The organism is Vibrio sp. 10N.261.51.C6, assembly GCF_041471785.1.
GTDB classification, from domain to species: Bacteria; Pseudomonadota; Gammaproteobacteria; order Enterobacterales; family Vibrionaceae; genus Vibrio; species Vibrio crassostreae_C.
On record NZ_JBFRPB010000102.1, the window covers coordinates 1 to 16784 of the forward strand.

A 16784-nucleotide genomic window follows, 5' to 3' on the forward strand; every position below is an offset into this window, starting at 1 on the left:
ACTATTGGGGGTCAGTTCAACACGTTCGACTGGCTTTTTTGGGTCTTAATTGCTGAGAGTGACCATCGATTTGAATTCGAGTTAAAAAACAAAACTCAACATGATGGTGTAGAGCATGGCATCAGTATCATTTGTTGGTTGGTCAATGAATGCTCCTCTAGACTTTCTTGATTCAAAGTACTGTATTTCGCCATTTAATGAGATATTTGGTAGCACGTCATAATCAACACCGATGAGATAGCTATTGCCGTTTAAATGTTCATGATCATCAAACTGTGCGCCATAAACGACGTATGGAGTGAATAAATCTAGTCTGTAGCCCAAACTAGCGTACATCGAGGACGAGATGTCACTGATCTGTCCTTCACTTGCAAGCACCGCTTGACCTAATTCATACTCAACACCTAACGACCAAAGTTGAATGTGTTGGTTGTCTTGCTTGCTACTGAATGGAGCTGTTATCGAAGTCCCAGGGATTGTAATCGTGCCAGAAACGGTTTGATCAAAATTGGAGTCGAGGAATGACAAGTTCCAACGATAGTTTTCACCGCTCAATTGAAGATTGGCACCGAACATTCGGTTGGTTTCAAATTCCAGTTTTGTAGTCGAGTTGAAATCTACGTCATTTTTATCTTTTATGCCGATAAACGGAGTAAGTAAAAGAGTAGCTTCGTCACTGACATCGTGAGTCCAGCTCACTTTTATGCCATTGAAAGCTGTGATTCCGAGAACGCTGTTATACACCTCTGTAGGTGGCCTCGCGGTCATATAGGCTTGGCCTACATAGTAGTACTCAGAGGCAAGGAACAGTGGCAGTCGTAATCGACCAATGCTGACATCAAAGTCATTAAATTCATAACCTAAGTAAGCCCACTCTAGCTGCGGCTCACTCCAATCATATTGGGGTGGCTTGACAACTTGCACGGAAGCTTTGAATGAGTTGTAGAAGTAATCGAGTTGAACACCAAATGTGGTATCACAGTCGTAACAGCTCTCATCAGTAAAACCGCGGTTGATGATTAATGGATTATCGGTATCCGATGTTGCCCAAGACGTTGAGCCAAAGCCACTCAAGGATAAATTATCGGTAAGTTCGATATTCGCAAAAGCCGGAGAGGCCATTGAGGCACATAACACTGACGTAATTATTCTTTTCATATTATTTCTCCGAACTTATAACGTAGAGAACGTTGGCATTTTGAGGAACCGAAGAGAGTGGGGAGTAACCAATACGGTTTGGTTTGTCATCAAGCCAGTCGACTAAGCTGTCGGTTGACGCCGTTTTGATTTCTCTTGGATAACGCGCTTTTCCTGAAAAAGATAAACCAGCCCAGTGTGCATTCATTTGAGCGGCATTTTTTCCAAGCAAAAGCTGATAAAAGTCCTCTCTTTCGGCACTGTTCTCAGGCCAATCAGACAGTTCAACACGTTTGCCATTGAGGTGCTTAGTTTTCCCTCTATAGAGCTTTCGCGCTTTGTTTATTGATATCTCTTCAAATCCGGAGTCTAAAGAAAATATGGCATAATCTTCAGCGGCATGAGCGGGGCTGAGAAGAAGTAAGCTTCCTAACAACCCTATCACTGCGGGTAGCAGCGCTCTGCACGAGAGTGTTTTAATTGTTTTGATCCAATCCATTGGTTTCTCCTAACAAGTCGCACTTTCTATTTGGTGGAACAGTTTTTCTTTTCTTACGGGCTTCGCTACGTACCCATCCATTCCGGAATCAAAGCACTTTTGAATATCATCATCGATAACACTAGCGGTTAACGCGATAATAGGAGTTTTGCTTAAGCCTTGGTTTTTCTCGTGTTCTCGAATCTCCTTAGTTGCCGTGAAACCGTCCATAACAGGCATCATGCAATCCATCAAAATAATGTCGAAGCTACTGTCGTTCTGGTACATATCAACGGCAATTTGTCCGTTGTCTGCAATTTCAAAGGCATATCCGGCCTTCTTCAGCATGATAGAAGCTACTTTTTGATTGACGCGGTTGTCTTCGACTAGCAAGATTCTCTCTGATTTGCTCGGAATTGCGTTTTGTTCCGCTTCTTCAGGCAAAGTACGTTTGGTCGCAGCCCCGTTGATAATTGGAGTGACAGTTGCAGGTTGTTTCTTAGGTTGAGCTTTATAGGAAGCTGGTAGTGGCATAGCTTCTACCGCGGTGAGTACTTTCTCTTTAAGCATTTCGAACTTGAATGGTTTTGGTACATAGTCATCCATACCAACGTCGAAACACCTCTGAATATCGTCATCGATGACACTGGCGGTCAATGCAATGATAGGGATGCGTCGCGTCGCTTCCGTTTCTTTTTCAATTCTTCGGATGTTGCTTGTTGCATCAAAGCCATCCATAACCGGCATCATGCAGTCCATGAGTATCGCCGCGTAATGAGGATTAGCGGTGAACATGTCCACAGCTTCTTGACCATTATTAGCGAACTCGAATTCAAAACCACTTTTACCGACATGAAGACCAGCAATTTTTTGGTTGATCTTGTTGTCTTCAACGATGAGGATTTTGTGTTGGATCTCGACTGATGTCTGGCTTGCTTCTGATAGTTCCGCCAAACCTCGAGTATCACAAAGCTCAATAGCTTTAATTAAACGCAAGCCGAGTAGGGGCTGTGCGACTTGTGCAGTAACGCTGTCACCAAGATCCGCTGGCTCACTTAAGAAGGAACGTATCAAACAGATAGTGATGCCGTTTTGGTGCAGCTTTTCTAAGTTATCTGCGTGGGTATTAGCTAGGAATGCGTCATCTTCGGCGAAAACAACAGTAATAGGTTTAGTGTGTTTTTGAGTGGAGAGCTGCTCTGTAATTGCCGTTATATCATTCGTTTTATCGGTAACCTTCAAACCATAAAGGTTAAGGTCGGACTCGATTCGCTCGGAGAGCATGTTTTCGTTACCCAGCACATAAATATCAGCCATTGCTGTACTTGGTTTTGGCAGTATCAAGTCAACAGGCAATACCAAGTCGAAGTAGAAACAGCTTCCTTCACCTTTGACGGAGTCGAGTTGAATTTGACCACCCATCAGCTCTACCAACTGTGTACTGATGGCTAGACCAAGACCAGTACCACCAAATTGGCGTGTGGTTGAATCGTCTTCTTGAGCGAACGGTTCAAATATCTGTTTTTGTTGCAGTGAATCGATACCAATACCCGTGTCTCGTACAGCAAATCGAATGGTGGCATTGTTATCTGCTTTGTTGAGCGTTTGAATTGATAATGTGACGCCACCTTCAGCCGTAAACTTCACCGCATTCGACATAAAGTTCATCAAGATCTGTCTTAAACGGTGATCGTCTATCATCACGCGAGCTGGTGTGTCTGGGCTGATATCAACGTTAATCGATATTCTTTGTTCTTTCGCTTTTGGTGCCACAATAGAGGCGATGTCGTATATCGACTCTCTAATCGATGCAGAATGCGGGCTGATTAATAGCATGCCAGACTCAATTTTAGAGAAGTCTAAGATATCGTTGATTAAGCTAAGGAGCAGTTGGGATGAAGTTTCGATCGTATCAACATAGTCACGTTGTGTCGGTGTAAGCGGCGTATCTGCGAGGATTTCCGAAATACCAATAACACCATTGAGCGGGGTGCGAATTTCATGAGACATGTTGGCCAAGAAGCTACTTTTTGCTTTGCTGGCTTGTATTGCGTTGTCTTTCGCGTGTTCGGCATCCTCTTTGGCTCTCTCTGCGTCTTCTTTTGCTACCGTCAATCTCTCTTTCGCGAGCTCTCGTTCGATGGTCAATCGTTCAACTTGCTGAGCAAACAGACTGAGTTCATCTTTACCTTGGATTAATTTATCTAAAGAAGGGCGCGTGTCATCATTTTCGCTTTTTAAGAAAGCTAACACCAAATTAAGGTTGTTAGTGACTTGTCTCGCCAAGCTAAGAGTTAAACCCATAACAATCGCTGCCAGCAAAGCGACGATTGAAATAAACAGGGTTCGTTGTATTTGCGCGTCATAGATGGCTTGCTCAACTTCTTGTTGAAACTCTTGCTTGATTACGCCGCCAAGGCTTTGTAATAAGTTGAGCCGTGCGCTCATCGCTTCTAAGCCGACAGACACTTCTTGTGGCGTCAGTTGGCTGATTGTATTTAGGTCGAGTAGCGCGCTTCTTATCTCTTGGCTTTGAGCAAACACATCATTTCGAAACACTTCAACCATCAAAGAAACTTGATGTTCGTTGGCGTTCAATGAAACAAAGCGCTCTAAGAACAATTGCTGTCTTTCACTCAAGGTTTTGATCTGTTCGGCGAGTTCTGGGTCGTACTCTTGGCTGATTTGGAAGATCTCAATCAGTGAACTACCAAGCTTGAACTCTTCGTTCGACCAAAACATCAACCACTCAAGTTGTTGAAGGGCAGTGAGGTGCTGTTGAATTTCACGTTTAGTGTTTTCAAAAGGGACTTTCTCTACTTCAAGTAACAGTTGCTTGTATAAATCGCTCTGCCATTCGAGGGCATCCAATTTATCGTAAGTGTCAGTCACTTGCATCGTCGATAAGGTCGCTTCGCTGAAATCGGCAACAAGTTGATTCATTTCATCAGATGCGTCTAAAAAAATGATGGGAGACAGGTTTTTAAGTTCTGCCTTTACTTGGTTGCTTTGAGTAGCAAACTCTTCAGGGCTAGAGGCTAAGGTACTTCTATACAAAATAGAAATATCTTGAAGATAGACAGATAACTGATTGGTTCGTTCAAAATCGGTTAACTGAGCCGTTAATATATAAGCCTGTCTACCTGCTAGGAAGAGTAATAATGAAATGGGAAGTAGAACTAAGCCAAAGAGTTTATGTTTGACTGAAAGGTTATTCCAAACCGTAATCGCCATATAAGGATCCATCCAACTGTCGTTATATAAAAACAGTAGAATAAAAATGCCGATATGGAAACTTTGAAACGGTAAATTTTACGTAAGTGTGGGAGAGGTATAAGTTCTTGTGATTCCATAGCTTATTTTGAAATGCGTTCTTTTATTAGTAATTTATAGCGTTTGGCAGTTTGTTTAATTTTATGCTTATTGATGAATCACTTAAAAAGCTTACTAATGAGAACGATTGTTATCGAGGCTTAATTCGAAAAGAAGTTGCTCTAATACGGTTTTTGCAGAGGGTTCTAATGTCCAAATACCGAGCATTCTGTTAAGTGCGGCGCGATACACTCTGTTTTTTAGTAGGAAGGCGAGTGTGCTCGTATCATTGCTGAATACGTGCATTTGTACGATGGTGAGCTCTGCTTTGTTCTCAATGTCTATTTTCTGAAGATTGAAAGCGGGTAGGAAGGCAGACTCATACCAAACCTCAACGATCTCTCGAAGCTCCATCTCTTCTTCAGGTACATCGCACTCCTGAAGTTGGTGGTTTTCAGGAATTGCGGATAAGTAAGCTACATCAAGCTTGTCTGCAACGAATGTGTACATATTCTTCCTTGTTACCTGTGGTATTGGGGCGAATCATCCCTCTCGCTTATGAATTTGTCAATTATATCCATTTCCCTAAATAGCGAATTGTGATTAAGCGTTGAGGTTTTAGCTTAAGCTGTTTAAGTATTTGTCTGTTAAGCCAAAATATTTCAAATTTCCATCCGGCTCTAACACTAAACTCATGTTTGATGTTGCGATCAAACCAGGGTCGTTGGTCGAAAAAATGACTGTTTTATTCAGCAACTTATCGCTGAACAAACGGTTAAAGTACTGCGCATTTTCATTTTCTGCACCATTGAATGGCTCATCAATAATAATCAGAGATTGCTCACAGTTACCTAAGCCGAGTGCCAGACGCAATTTTTGTTGAATTCCATTCGGGAGACTTTTGCATTTATCCACGCTTAACTGAGTAGCTAAGCCTTCCGGAAGCCATTCATCTAACTCGAAGAAGCTCACCATCTCTTGCATCTTGTCTGTTGGAATCAGCCCGTTGTGTAGAATGAAGTTGGTCTCGAGTGAGCCTTCAAAAATATGCAAATTAAAAGGGATGTAGTTAATCGAGGTGCGATAACGGTAGCTATTGAACTGTTTAATGTTGTAACCATCGACAGAGACTGCGCCTTGATAGCGGTCTTCTAACCCAGCAATGATTGAAATTAAGGTGGTTTTGCCGCAGCCCGTTGGGCCACAAATGACCACTTTTGCACTGGGTGGGATTTTGAACCCCAAGTTAGTTAAGCCGGTTGCTGCTCCCGCGTATCGGTGACTGACACCGCTGCCCACGATGCTGCCTTGGAACAGGCGAATAGGCGGGCTTTTCTCTAAGGTTAATTTGTCGTCATTCATCGACATTAAATTGTTGATCTGTGCGGACGAAGCTTTGATCGACTGGAACTTGGAAATTGAGTTATAGATACCCATGATTGGGCCTAACGCTTTCCAAACCAGAATAACGGTCGCGAGCATGGCACCCGCATCAGAAGTACCTTCCATCACGCCAATAACTGCAGTCACGATACTTGCTGTGCCAATCACTTGGATCAAACTACCGCCAGCGGCCTGAATCTTACTGTTCGTTACGGCAACGTTCTCTGCATCGCTGGTGCTTTGCATATGCGATGCGCTGAATCGAGATTGAACGACACGAAGTAAAGGCAGGCCTTGGATAGTCTTGATACCACGAAGAATTTCATTCCATTGATACGAAACCATCGCATTGGCACGCGAACTTTTGGATGTGGCTTGCGAGTAGATATAGCGAGAGTAAATACAGAACACTAACATCAGGATTAAACCACCCATCACCACTAATGCCGCTGTACCAGACATCAGAGCAATGGCGATGATAAATACGATCACAAACGGCATATCAAAATAGCTGAGCGTCGATTCGGCAGTCACCAAGCGTCGGAAGGTATCGATATCTTTCAAACGTGCTAGCTGAGAAGAGACCCCAGCAGTAGATGTCATCGCATAGGGTAGCCAAAGCAATTTAGATATAACGGCTTGCGAGATGTGCACGGCGAGATCTTTACCGGACGTGGCAATGATATTTACCCGCATCTTTTTAAAGAAATACTCCGAGAAGCCAACAATAATGGCGAATAAGGTTAGCCAATAGAGTGTGGCTTCGGAGCTCGAAGTCAGTGCGAAGTTATATACACTCATAATAAAGAATGGCTGCAATGCACCGAGAATACTGATGACGAAGCTGAGAATGATCAGGCTTTTAAGTTCATTGTTATAACGATAGAAAGCGTATTTAATCCAATTGCTTCTGTCTTGCGATTCCGGAGGTGGCTCGCGGAACAGACGAGAATATTCGCTAATCGCAATCAGCAAACAGGGCTTTTTGCACATTGGGTATTCAATGGTGTTGTTGTTCGTGTAATCAAACAGCAGCAACTTTCCATCTTTGGTGCCTAAGAAAATCGCACTTAGATTCTCTATTTCAATAAAGCATGGCTGAGGGTGTTTATCTATATTCTCGAGTGTCTTTAATTTGGTCACATCACAGCGATACCCAAGACGCTCTATGGTTGCTGTAAAGCTGTCGCTGTCTTTGTGTTTCGGAATAAAAGCATCGCTGAGTATCGCGGGTGTGCCTTCCCATTCGAGTGCTATCAAGGTGTAGGCCAAACCGCGGATAAGTGGCGATTGACTGTAACGTTCGTCGTATCCGCTGGATTCAAAATCCAAGACACGTTGCGGTACATTATTGAAGTCGACTAAGATACTCATTGGTCACCTCCGGTAAGTTTTACGCGTTTGAGGCGATGGTTAAGCTTGTCCATTTTATTACTGGCGATGATCAAGATTTTGTCGTTGGCTCGATAAGCCGTACTGGTGAGAACCATTCGTGCAAATTCCTCATCAAACACACAGTCGATGTCATCAAATATCAATACGCGCTTACTGGCGAGCAGGGCGCGAACTAATAATAGGGCGTAGCCAACTTGGCGTGAGAATGGGTTACGCATATGGCCTTTGAGTTCTGTATAAAAACCGGCAGGAAGCCCATCAATTTGAGCTTTGATGTTCATGGTTTCACACAGTGCAAACGCCGTGTTATTCAAGCTTGGGCGGAAACAGGTGAGGTTATCGATAATCGTCCCTTCTACGAACGAACTGGTCTTATCAACCATCAGAACACTGTTACGCCAAACGTTGTAATTGACGTCATCCAAAGGCGTGTCGTTAATCATGATATCTAGTTTGCTATCACTGTTCTGACGCGTAATACAGTTAGCGAGGTGGGTCTTACCTGAACCACTTTTCCCTGTCAGCAAATAGGCTTGTCCGAGTTCGAACTCGATACGCTGCTTTTCAGAATACTTAACCGAGATACGTTCTACTTCTGTTGTTTCATGTTGGTGTTCAACAGAGGCGGCCAATTCAAGGAGGTCAACGATACGCTGAATATGGAGTTTGTTTAACTCCCAACGGCTCGCGGTGCGCATCACTTGTTGGTAAGGCGCAAAATAACGGTTGGTTAGCATGATGATCGCGGCCATGATGCCTTGGCTAGATTCCATATTGATAACGGCCGTTGCCAGTACCACAACAACACAAGCTATAGAAAGCTGTTGGATGAGCGCCAATATTAGGCTGAAGTTAGATTCAATCTGCTCATATTTGATGTTCTCCACTTCACGCTCTTCGACCATTTGTGTCATCAGGCTTTCAACGCGGTACTCCATGTTTCGCGCTTTAATATCAAGCGGGCTAGAGATGATCTCAATGATTTTGGAGGTAGTTAACCCTTCGATGTCTGACTTATTCTGCAAGCTACCAATTTTCTGTTTGGAAAGACTCCAAGCGAAAATCGCTAAGACAGCCGAGGCAATTAGAAGGGTGATACCTGCCCATATGTTGATGAGACCGATGATAAGTATAGTAATCACGCTAACAGCAAGGTTGATAAGCGCTCGAACCGATTCTCCACCAAAGAAGGTTTTCAATTCAGGAATGGTTGAGATTCGTTCTAGGTATTCGCCTGGCTCCAAACGTCGGAACTTAGAGATTTCCGCCAAACAGATGGATTGGAATACCTTGTTGGTTAGGTTGGTTTCAAACTGCCTCATGATAACGGAAGATATCTTCTCTTCCTGACTTTTTAAGTGGTAGTCGAGGAAGATGGAAATCAAAATAATCGCGAACAATAAGAACAGCGTATCTTGTGCTTGGTTGGGTAACACTCGGTCAAAAATGATCAGAATAGAGAAGGGCAGTACCAAACCAAACAGGGTCGATATTATCGTTGAGAAAGTCAGATAACACTTATCTGCCATGTTGATCTTTTGCGAAAACTGCTCAGTTTGCATTGTGACCTCCTTTCCTCAACGACTCCGTTGAGAGAAGATGTTTAGGCACCAAATCTTGATTGTCTCGTCCCTCAATATCGCTCATTAATTGCATCACGCTTTCGATAGATTGAATTGAGAGTATTCCCTTAATTTGCTCAAGCTTGATGGTCTCGATGATGTAGTCGTATCGTGCGCTTTCGTAGTCTCTTAAGGCGCTGAATAGTTTACTTTCCGCCGCCAGCAAGTCGGTGATAGTACGCGTGCCCAATTGGTAGGCTCTTTGGATCCCTTTATAAGACGCGTAGTTGGCGCGAATGATGTTTTCGTAACTGCTTATAGACTGCGAGAAATCGTTAATGTTGAGCACGGAGGTATTCACACTGTTACGTGTGGTGTAAAGCGAATCTTGGTAAAGCAGCTCAGTACGTTCGATGGCCGTCGATGATTTTTGATAGCCGTAGTAATCAGAGCCACCAGACAAGATAGGAACTGCTAGGTTTAACCCAACACTGGTTGAGTTACTTTCGCCTGTCGCTGTAATGTCGGTTTTGTCGAAGTTATTGGCGTCATCGTGTCGATAGCTGGCTGAAAGCGATACGGTCGGTAAGAAGTTCGAACCGCTCTCTTTTAAGCTTCTGCGGCTTCTCTCGACGTTTTTCTTAGCCACTAACAAGTCGTTGTTGAGCTTTAACGCTTGATCCATGATTGATCGTTGTTCGGTTTCGTTTATCTCTTTTAAAGGCACACTTTCGTAGATATCTTGAGACGGAGTGATAGGGTATTGAATCTGAATCGATAGCCCGTTGAGAATGACGCGACGGTCTTTCTGCAAGGTTCTCAATCGATTCGACACACCTTCTTTCTGAGCAATCACTTCGTAAAGCTCACTGGCGGCTGTATTGCCGAGTTCCACATTGCGTCGCATTTGATGTTCACGCGTCTCAGACGACTTAAGCTCTACCTTGGTCGCTTTAATTTGTGCGTTGTTTTTCAAATACTCAAAGTATTGAGAGCCGATTTCTGAAATAGTGCTTTGGATTTTGTTCTCGTGTTTAATCTCTTCAATGTTGAAGTCGAGCTTTGCCGTCCCATATTTGAAAATATCGCCCAGATTGAAGATCGATTGAGAAAGGGAAAGGCTGTAGCTGTTCGAGTTATAGCTTGAAGTTTCATCAGGCACACTTGATAGCAAGGTTTCATTTTCATTCCATGTGGTATCGGCAGCACCATTGAGGGAAGGAAGAAATTTTGAGCGGCTGATACCAATGTTGTACTCGTTCTCTTCGACCCCTTTATCACTCGCCCGAAGAGAAAGGCTGTTCTGCAGACCGAGTTCTACCGCCTCAAGCAGGGTAGTCGCCGATGCTGAAGGTGTCGTGCTTAATGTAAGCGCAGCTATGATGCTGCTAGTTAAGTTTTTGTACCGCCACATACTTGTTGATCACCTTGATGATTTGGTCGCTTTTATAAGGTTTGCTGATTACGTAATCCATTCCGGCCTCAATACAAGCCTGGTGTTCGTTACTGCTGGTCAATGCGGTTGCACCTATGATGGTACAAGGGTTTTTCTCGTTTTCTTGTTCGAATTGGCGAATGCGTTTTGTGGCTTCGATGCCACCCATACCCGGCATGATGCAATCCATGAAGATGATGTCAGAACGCTTGTTCATAAAGTGCTTCACGGCATCGGCGCCATCGCCAACCATGTCTGGTTCATATTCTTGTTTGGTCAAGATTCGTTTCAGTAAAATTTGTTGAACTCGGTCATCCTCTACGATAAGGAATGAGCTGTTTTCCATCTGTTCTTCCGATGCTTCCGCTTCCATAATGGTGAGTAGGTTTGGAATGAACTCGTAAGGGATAGCAGGAGCGTTGATGATTTTGTCGACGAAGCTATGACACTCTTGTGCTTGCTGAGTGTTGGTCACTGACAACAGTAACTTGGTATTTGGGTGGTTCTTAAGCTGAGATTTCACCGTCTTGCTCAACGACGGCAGCTTGTTGGGTTCAAAGGTATCGGTCAACATTATCGCATCGTAATCACCGAACGTTTTCGCCGCTGAGAAAAGCTCATTTGCAGTGCGAATCTCGGTGATATCAAGCCCCAAGTTACTGAGCATTTTCTTCATCACATCGATGCGAACTTGAGTATTAGCACACAAGAGTAAACGCTTGCCATCAAAGCGAGTTTTCTCTGTGTGGAAGTTCTTAGCCTTAAGATCAAGCTCGATCTGAAAACGTTCCTGAGCCCCTGACTGGAACCAGTGGCTCTCGTAATATCCGTAATCCTTCAGAACGCTTTTCGCTAAGTCATCTGTGCTGGCTGTATGGTCTTTGTGTGCGCTCCAATGGAGTTTGTTGAGCTTGGCAACAGAAACATCCAGTGTTGATAAGAAGTTGAGGTTGATGGTGACACGGGTATTTTCCATGTCTGAAGCCGCACCCGATTCAATCGTTACAAACAGTTTCTTATTTGATTTGAGTTGAATAGCGTTAGAAAGTTGAAGGAACAGTATCCAGAATAAGCTGGTGGATTGGCCTGCAACACGATTCGGTAAGTTGTCAGAGATAAAACAGTCAAGTTGGCTTTCATTACGTTGTACTTTGGCACTGATATGAATCATTAATTCAGATAACACGCTCAGTAAAGAGAACTCTTTCGACTTGCTTTCCGTACCCTGTGATATCAAGCGATTATAGTTTTCTGCTAACTCAGATAGTGTGCTACACGCAGAGGTAATATTGTTCGCCATCAATACGCCGTTTTCATCGGTTTCTTGAACCAGATATTGGACACCACCGTTGATGGTGTTTGTAATTCCGCGAATCTCATAACCGATCAGCGCATACAACTGTTTGTAGAGATCGTTATTGCGCTTTTGGTCTTCTAATTTACTGAAAATAAGTTTGAGATGAGAGTAAATCTGACGCTGCTTGGGGTTGATGCTAACTTCATTAAGAAGCTCTTCAAGACGTTGTAAATCTAGCTGCTTCAGCTCTTGATACAGGGCATCGAATTCATAGTCGATTTCGCGTTCGTTAGAACTGGATTTCTTTAGCTTCAACATAGCAACTGAGTTGGATAGAATCGTAATCACAGCCAATATCACGACCACCATAAACAACCAGATAAAGAACTCGTTTTTTTCTGACATTAAGTCATTTGCATGGTTGTTAAACATGGTGCGATAGTTGTCGTCCATCTGCAGATAGTTATTGGTCAATGAAAGGTACAAGCCTAATACGTCGTTACGTGTTTTTGCGCTATCGGAGAAACGATTAATCGCCAATTCCAGTTGTGTGTATTCAGTTGCCCCAACCAAGCTGAACTCGGTTTTGTTCAACGAGGCTAAAGAGCGAAATTCATCAATTTCAAGCTTCAAGTTAACCAGGTTGAATTCGTTAGTGCCGCAAGTGTTGGTACTTAAACACTGTTGCAGAGTTTGAATATCTTGTTCTATGGTCTGATTAAGCTTCTGGGCTTGTATGAGCAGTGGGGCGCTTTGCACTTGTGCGACTGAATCTATTTTTGACCAAGAAAAGTATAAATAGAAAGCGAGCGCAGCCAATACCACGCTAAATAGTATGCTTAGACGTAGGGCGGGTATGGAAATATTGTACGAAGGTTTACCGCTCATTGATTATCTCTCATCGAAAGCATCCTCGATGGCTGACATCACCGGTTTCGCAGCGTATTCGATCACGCGACGCGAGCCTGTTTTCACATCAGCGGTAAACTCCATGTAAGGTGATAACTTGTATTGAGTGCCTCCTCGTTCAAGAAAGTTTCGGTCAATTTCAATCTCAGCTAAATAGAATTCAGCGTCTTCTTCTTCGTATGATGAACGGCTGATTGAGGCGATGGTTCCCTCAACAAACCCGTATTTTGCAAAGTTATAGGTATCCATTTTTACTTTCACTGCCTGACCAATTTCGACAAATCCCATGTCTTTACGTGGGATCTTCGCTTCACCGTGTAACGAATTATTTATTGGGGCAATATCGGCGATACTTTCTCCTGGCGGAATCACAGCAGAACGGAAATTGAAGTGAAGTTTATCGACCACACCATCGACTGGCGAGTAGACGACTAGGCGATCAACCTTGTCGGAATGCTGCGGTTGTAAGATTCGCTTTAGCTTGAGGTCTTTGTTCGCTTGAATGATTTGTGCTTGGTACTCAGAGTTTCGATTCTCAACCAAGTCACGGTGTTGCTTTTCCAGTTTGTCGAGTTGGAAACGCTCATTCATCACAGATTCGTCAAGGTTCTCAATCTCACGCACCATATTCGACTCTTGTACTTTCATGTTAAGAACGTCGACATAAGACGCCATCTCTTCTTTATAGAGGGTGTTTTTGATGTTGAGCTGCTTACGTATCAGAGAGAGTTGATTCTCTGAACTTTTGCGACGCTTTAACATTGAACTGATCAACGAGTTCTTGTGCTTAATATCGTGTGTAATGAGTTCTTCATTTGAACGGTTTTTAGAGAATTCTTGTCTCCAGGTATTCATGTTGACCTGAACTTGCTCAGGGTATTTCTCAATGAAAGCGTCGAAGTTAGGCTCTATCATGTCGCGTAAGCTTTCATAACGAATCTTATCGAGCTCTATCTGAATAATTTCAGTATTGACGGTATCAAGTTGAGTGTTACGGTCAAGTGAGCGTATTCGAGCGATCGGCTGTCCTTCATAAACGACTTCTCCTTTTCGGACTAACATCTCTTCCAATATGCCGCCTTCTAGGTGTTGAACCTTCTCAACGTCAGATTCCAACAACAGCTCACCACGTACAGAAACAACAATGTCAATACGTGCTTGTGACGCCACGGCGATAGCGACCAAAGCGAGCAAGAATATAATGAGCAACGTTTTGTGAACGCTGGTCATGGCACTAGCAAGCACAATAGTGTCATCAGCTGTGACCTTAGAAGCCTCGTTATTGGAAACAAGTGCTTTTCTGAGGTGATGTTCTATTTGGTTATTGCTCATGACTGACCTCGGTTACTTGCCATCTATTACTTCCTTAATATCCAACAAGTGGTTGATTTGTCGATTGACGTTGTGCAATTCAGTTTTTACATCCTCTATTAGATCTTCCGGCGCAGGAAACTCGTGTCTACTCAAGTGTTCCAATTTGGCCATTTTTGGCGGAAGGTCTTGGTCGCAAAGCAACGTTAAGATGGTCTTCAATCGTTTTGAGTAACTATTGAGTTCATCAAAATGATTACCGTTATGAAGCGCTTCTATATTTAGGGCTGCGTCAGAAAAGTCATTGTAAAAGTCGCCTAATAGCAATTGCAGCCCTTTGTGGTTGTTGTCGACCGAGCGCAACAAATTCGTCATGTCTATCATCGCTCCACTGCCTTAATTGCTTTAATCACAATAACTAAGGATCTTTAAAGGCAGTTTTCAAATTTTTTTTGATTCTTTCTCTTTAAAAAGAAATTATGAAAAATGTTGTATAAAAAATTGGTTTTTCAAAATGATGTCCTTTAATGCCTCTATAAATACGATCAGTTAGCTAGTAGCAACGGAGGCTGTAATGGCAGGCGAAAATAACCAAAACAACCAAAATGAAGATCTAAATGACGCGGTAGAACAAACGGACACGAACGACGCGGGTACGCCCTCCCAACAGCAGAATCAACAAAATCAACAAAACACGATTGCGTCGACAATAGCGACGGGTGCTGAAAATGCGGATGCGGCAGACGAAGTTAACCAGGCTTTAGACGAAAATCCGAGTGGTGCAGGTAATGCTGAAGATGCCTCTGCTTCTGGTGCGGCTGTGCAAGAAGAGACGCCAGAAAGTGATGGAGATTCAGACGCTGCACAATCCAATGTAGTTGGTGGAGCCGCTTCTGAAGCTGGCTCGGATAACGCTGCTGGCAGTGGTGGCGGTGCTGGAGCGGGCGCACAAGCTGTAGGTGGTGATATCGCAGAGGCTGCGACAGGTGGTGTAGACGCTGAAGGTAATGAAGAACAAGGCCAAGCTGCGCGTACTTCAGCAGCGCCGAGTGCGACATCTTCAGAGTCGGGTGACCAACAAGTTGGTGATGAGCTAGATTCACAAACAGTAGAAGAGACGTTTGCAGTTGATGTTCAAGCTTCTGACGAAGAGACCATTAGCGAAGTAGAGGATGACTTTGATTCTGAAACGGTAAGCGAAACGTTTAAAATCAAAGTGGAAAGTGAAAATGATGCGCCAGAAGCTGAACAAGATCTGGCTTACATCATGGATGAAGATGGCTCCATAACATTCACTCAAGAACAATTACTCGAATACGCAAGTGATGTAGATGGGGACGAGCTTGTTGCTTCTAACGTTCAAGTTGGTGATGATGCAACAGTTCAAGACAATGGTGATGGTACTTTCACCGTTGTTCCTTCAGCTGATTTTAATGGTGAACTTGACCTTACTTTCGACATCAGTGACGGCCAAGAAACGATTAGCAGCGCAATTGATTTAACGGTACGCCCGATTAATGACGCGCCTGTTCCTGAAGATAAAACGTTTGAAATCGAGGAAGACGGAACTCTTGTATTCACCGACGCTGACCTCCTTTCTGGTGCGACAGACATTGAAGGTGACAACCTAACTGTTGAAGGTGTGACCTACGACGGTGGCGACGGTATTCTTACCGACAACGGTAATGGCACATACACCTTCGCACCGAATGAAAACTTCAATGGTGACGTAAACTTCGGCTTCGATGTATCAGACGGAACCGATACGGTCTCTGCAAACATCGATGTGAGCGTTACGGCAGTTGATGATGCACCTGTGTCAGGCGACCTAGCGTACTCAATCGACGAAGACGGTTCGATTCGTCTAAGTCAAGAGCAGCTGCTATCTCAAGCCTCTGACGTGGAAGGCGATGACCTTACTGCTAGCGGCCTAACGGTTGGTGGAGATGCGACGGTTGTAGCTAATGATGACGGCAGTTTCACGATTACGCCAGATGAAAACTTCAACGGTGACATCGATATCAGCTTCGATATCTCAGATGGTACTAACACCGTTCAGGCTTCTGCGGATCTAACCGTTAACCCAGTTAATGACCTGCCTGTCCCTCAAGATCAACAATTCAGTGTTGAAGAAGACGGTACGTTAATCTTCACCGATGCAGACCTATTAACAGGCGCTACTGACATTGAAGGCGACAACCTAACTGTTGAAGGTGTGACCTACGATGGCGGTGACGGTATTCTTACCGACAACGGTAATGGCACATACACCTTTGCGCCGAATGAAAACTTCAATGGCGACGTAAACTTCGGCTTCGATGTGTCAGACGGCACCGATACGGTCTCTGCAAACATCGACGTGAGCGTAACTGCCGTTGATGATGCGCCAGTGTCTGGCGACCTAGCGTACTCAATCGACGAAGACGGTTCGATTCGTCTAAGCCAAGAGCAGTTGCTATCACAAGCATCAGATGTTGAAGGCGATGACCTAACAGCCAGCAGCCTAACGGTCGACGGTGATGCAACCGTTACTCAAAACGATGACGGCAGTTTCACGATTACGCC

The 16784-nt window shown here is 43.9% G+C and carries 11 protein-coding genes; 1 reads left to right on the plus strand and 10 read right to left on the minus strand.

All coding sequences use genetic code 11. The features are described 5' to 3' along the window. Nucleotides 1-81 precede the first annotated feature (81 nt). The 10 genes from AB4375_RS21045 to AB4375_RS21090 all read right to left on the minus strand — a co-directional run bounded on the left by AB4375_RS21045 (nucleotide 82) and on the right by AB4375_RS21090 (nucleotide 14603). Complete coding sequence (locus AB4375_RS21045; RefSeq protein ID WP_372052460.1) at nucleotides 82-1158, minus strand: porin; 1077 nt, start codon at nucleotides 1156-1158, stop codon at nucleotides 82-84. A gap of 1 nt (nucleotide 1159) precedes the next feature. Next, nucleotides 1160-1636: a hypothetical protein gene (locus AB4375_RS21050; protein ID WP_017069467.1), complete on the minus strand. Its 477-nt coding sequence runs from the start codon at nucleotides 1634-1636 to the stop codon at nucleotides 1160-1162. Nucleotides 1637-1645: 9 nt separating this feature from the next. After that, nucleotides 1646-4849 (minus strand): response regulator, encoded by a 3204-nt coding sequence (locus AB4375_RS21055; RefSeq protein WP_372052461.1) that lies wholly within the window; start codon nucleotides 4847-4849, stop codon nucleotides 1646-1648. A gap of 213 nt (nucleotides 4850-5062) precedes the next feature. Beyond that, the gene (locus AB4375_RS21060; protein ID WP_108111930.1) at nucleotides 5063-5437 is read right to left on the minus strand and encodes a hypothetical protein; all 375 of its coding nucleotides are present in this window, start codon (nucleotides 5435-5437) and stop codon (nucleotides 5063-5065) included. A 108-nt stretch (nucleotides 5438-5545) separates the two neighbouring features. Beyond that, nucleotides 5546-7684, minus strand: a complete 2139-nt coding sequence (locus tag AB4375_RS21065; protein WP_017067905.1) for an ATP-binding cassette domain-containing protein — start codon at nucleotides 7682-7684, stop codon at nucleotides 5546-5548. Continuing rightward, on the minus strand, nucleotides 7681-9267 hold the full coding sequence (locus AB4375_RS21070) for an ABC transporter transmembrane domain-containing protein (RefSeq protein WP_372052462.1): 1587 nt from the start codon (nucleotides 9265-9267) through the stop codon (nucleotides 7681-7683). The genes AB4375_RS21065 and AB4375_RS21070 overlap by 4 nt, the downstream gene beginning before the upstream one ends. Beyond that, a complete protein-coding gene (locus tag AB4375_RS21075; protein WP_017069471.1) occupies nucleotides 9257-10681 on the minus strand; it encodes a TolC family protein in 1425 nt (474 codons plus the stop codon). Before AB4375_RS21075 ends, AB4375_RS21070 begins: the two co-directional genes overlap by 11 nt. Continuing rightward, the gene (locus AB4375_RS21080; protein ID WP_372052463.1) at nucleotides 10656-12887 is read right to left on the minus strand and encodes a response regulator; all 2232 of its coding nucleotides are present in this window, start codon (nucleotides 12885-12887) and stop codon (nucleotides 10656-10658) included. Before AB4375_RS21080 ends, AB4375_RS21075 begins: the two co-directional genes overlap by 26 nt. 3 nt (nucleotides 12888-12890) lie before the next feature. Beyond that, nucleotides 12891-14240: an HlyD family type I secretion periplasmic adaptor subunit gene (locus tag AB4375_RS21085; RefSeq protein ID WP_372052464.1), complete on the minus strand. Its 1350-nt coding sequence runs from the start codon at nucleotides 14238-14240 to the stop codon at nucleotides 12891-12893. A gap of 12 nt (nucleotides 14241-14252) precedes the next feature. Beyond that, complete coding sequence (locus AB4375_RS21090; protein WP_017060458.1) at nucleotides 14253-14603, minus strand: hypothetical protein; 351 nt, start codon at nucleotides 14601-14603, stop codon at nucleotides 14253-14255. Between the two features lie 190 nt (nucleotides 14604-14793). Between AB4375_RS21090 and AB4375_RS21095 the strand changes: the two genes are divergently transcribed. After that, nucleotides 14794-16784: tandem-95 repeat protein (locus AB4375_RS21095; protein WP_372052466.1), on the plus strand; the 1991-nt coding region annotated here is incomplete at its 3' end.